The sequence below is a fragment of the Catenulispora pinistramenti genome (assembly GCF_018274385.1).
Taxonomy (GTDB): Bacteria; Actinomycetota; Actinomycetes; order Streptomycetales; family Catenulisporaceae; genus Catenulispora; species Catenulispora pinistramenti.
Map to the genome: position 1 here is coordinate 1 of NZ_JAAFYZ010000432.1, position 2997 is coordinate 2997.

Consider the following 2997-nt stretch of genomic DNA (forward strand, 5'->3'; position numbering starts at 1 on the left):
GTGGTGTCTTCCCCAGGGGCGTCGGGGTCGGCCTCGCGGTCGGTGTCCGAGTGGGAGTCGGAGGAGTCGGAGTCGGCGGACGCTTCGGCGGTCAGCTCTTCGTGCGCTGCGCCGTCTTCACCGCCCTCGTCCTCTTCCTCATCATCCTCGTCCTCGTCATCCTCGTCGGCTTCGTCGACGTGGCCCTCGGGCGCGATGTCCTCATCCTCAGCGGCGTCCTCAGCATCCGCGTCGAGTTCGTCCTCGAACTCGTCGAAGGCGATGCCGTCCAGGTCGTCGACGCGCTCGGCGGCGTCGGTGAGCCCGTCGGAGTCGGCGTCGGCGGCCCGCATGAACCACTCGCGCGCCTCGTCCTCGCGCTCGGCGGCGAGCAGCGCCTCGGCGTAGGCGTAGCGCAGCCGGGCGGTCCACGGCTGGATCTTGGCCGGCGTCAGATCAGCACCCTGCAACTGCACCACAGCCGCCTCCGGCTGCTCCATGTCCAGCCGCGCCCCGGCCGCGACCATCCGCAGCTCGATCTGCGTCTCCTTGTCGAGCGTCTTGGCCTCCGGCGCGGCGGCCATCGCCAGAGCGCGCTCGGGGCGTCCCAGCCCCCGCTCGCAGTCGGCCATCACAGCCCAGTGGTCATTGGTCCCGGTGATCCGCCGCACCGTCCGCAGATCCGCCAAGGCCTCCGAATACCGATCGGTCAGGTACGCGGCCAGCCCTGCGGCCTCCCGCGTCGAGGCCAACCTCGGCGCCATCTTCATCGCGGTCCGCGCATGCCGATACGCCAGCTCAGGATCCTCATCCAGGTTCTGGCCCGCCATCACCAAGTGCCCGGCAATCACTGTGGCCTTGGACTTCAGCAGCTGCGCGAGCTCATCCTGAATGTCCTTGTCGAGCTTGTCGATGGTGGCGTCAGGCGAGATCTCCAGAACATCCTCACCGTCACGCCCCTCGCCATCGACCCCACCGGCGAACGCGGCACCGCCGCCCTCACGCGGGTCGAAACCGCCCCGGGCCTCTTCGCCGCCCTCCGGAACACTCTCATCCCCGAAGCCACGAGGGGAGCCGAACCCGTGCTCGTCACGGTCGGCGGGACGGTTGTCCCGGGAGAAGCCGCCGGCCGGGCGCTCATCGCGCGGGGCGAAGCCGCGACGCTCGTTGTCGCCGCGGGAGCCGGAGCGATCGCCATAGCCGCCACGGGAATCGCGGTCGCCACGGGAGTCCCGGTCACCGCCGGCGCGGCCGCCCGAGAAGCCACCGCGGCTGTCCCGGTCGCCGCCGCGCGAATCACGATCCCCGAAAGAACGCGAACCGGAGCGATCGCCATAGCCGCTGCGGGAGTCGGAACCGCCTCGCGAACCACGGTCGGCGAAACCACCCCGCGAGTCAGAGCCCCGGCTATCACGCGAGCCGAAGCCGCCACGCGAATCGCCGCTGCCGCCGCGCGAGTCCCGATCGCCGTAGCTGCCCCGCGAGTCGCCACCGCTGCGCGAGTCACGGTTGCCGTAGCTGCCCCGCGAGTCACCGCCGCCCCGCGAGTCACGGTTGCCGTAGCCGCCTCGCGAGTCAGAACCGTCACGCGAGCCGTAGCCACCGCGCGAGTCGCCGGCGCGGCCACGCGAATCCCGGTCGCCGTAGCCGCCGCGCGAATCGGAGCCCCGGCCATCACGCGAACCGTAGCCGCCGCGCGAGTCGCCACCGCTCCGCGAGTCACGGTCCCCATAGCCACCCCGCGAGCCGGAGCCCTGAGCATCGCGCGAGCCGAAACCGCCCCGCGAGTCACGGGAGCCGGAGCGATCGCCATAGCCGCCACGGGAGTCGGAGCCGCCTCGCGAGCCAGAGCCCCGACTGTCGCGGGAGCCGTAGCCACCGCGCGAATCACGATCCTGGTACCCGCCCCGCGAATCGGAGCCCCGGCCATCACGCGAACCATAGCCGCCGCGCGAGTCGCCACCGCTCCGCGAGTCACGGTCGCCATAACCGCCCCGCGAGCCAGAGCCCTGACCATCGCGCGAGCCGAAACCGCCCCGCGAGTCAGAACTGCGACTATCCCGCGAGCCGTAGCCGCCCCGCGAATCAGCACCCCGACTGTCACGCGAACCGTACCCACCGCGCGAATCGCCACTGCCCCGCGAGTCAGCACCGCGACCGTCGCGCGAGCCGTAGCCGCCCCGCGAATCACCACCGCCCCGCGAGGCACCCTGACTGTCGCGCGAGCCGTAGCCGCCCCGCGAGCCACTCCCGCCCTGCGAGTCGCGGCTGCCGTAGCCGCGGGAATCCCTGTTGCCGTAGCTGGAACCACGACCGTCGCGGTCGCCGTAGCTCGACCCGCCCCGCGGGCTGGAGCCGCCTTGCGAGTCCCGGTCGCCGTAGCCGCCACGGCCGCGATCGCCGCCGCGTGCATCGCGGTCGCCGTAGCCCGATCCGCCGCGCGAGTCACGGGAGCCGGGCCGGTCGCCAGAACCCGAGCCGCCCCGCGAGTCGCGGTCGCCGAAGCCGCCCCGGTTGCGGTCGCCGCCGGCGCCACCGCGCGAGTCGCGGTCGCCGGAGCCACGGCTGTCACGCGAGCCGGAGCGGTCGTCAAAGCCGCCACGGCCGGCGGGACGGTCACCATAGCCGGAGCCGGTGCGGCCGCCTCGGTCGCCGGCTCCGCCGGAGCGGCCCCCGCGGTCGTCGGCGGGTCGGCGGGCGTCGCCGCCCCGGGGGCCCTGGTTTCGGCCCCGGTCCCGGTCGGAGCTGCCCGGGCGGCGGTCCGAAGATGGTGACATGTGATGCGCTCCTGTTCCTGTTATGAGTCGGAGTCCATCCTCCCGCACCGCGGAAGAAAGGGCCAAACGCGACGAAGCCCCCTCCGGGAGATCCCGGAGGGGGCTTCGTGAAAATTAGTCCGGCCGCGTCCTACTCTCCCACCAGGTCCCCCTGGCAGTACCATCGGCGCTGGCGGGCTTAGCTTCCGGGTTCGGAATGGGACCGGGCGTTTCCCCACCGCTATGGCGGCCGTAACACTAC

The 2997-nt window shown here is 72.5% G+C and carries 1 protein-coding gene, 1 rRNA gene and 1 pseudogene; 1 reads left to right on the top strand and 2 read right to left on the bottom strand.

Translation table 11 applies throughout. The features are described 5' to 3' along the window. A pseudogene (locus tag KGQ19_RS48175) lies at positions 1-809 on the bottom strand (hypothetical protein); the annotation flags it as partial. Positions 810-2339: 1530 nt separating this feature from the next. On the opposite strand from KGQ19_RS48175, the gene KGQ19_RS48180 reads away from it, so the two are divergent. Next, on the top strand, positions 2340-2753 hold the full coding sequence (locus KGQ19_RS48180) for a hypothetical protein (RefSeq protein WP_212022295.1): 414 nt from the start codon (positions 2340-2342) through the stop codon (positions 2751-2753). 120 nt (positions 2754-2873) lie between these two features. Here KGQ19_RS48180 and rrf read toward each other — a convergent pair. Beyond that, positions 2874-2990 (bottom strand): 5S ribosomal RNA (gene rrf / locus KGQ19_RS48185). Positions 2991-2997 lie beyond the last annotated feature (7 nt).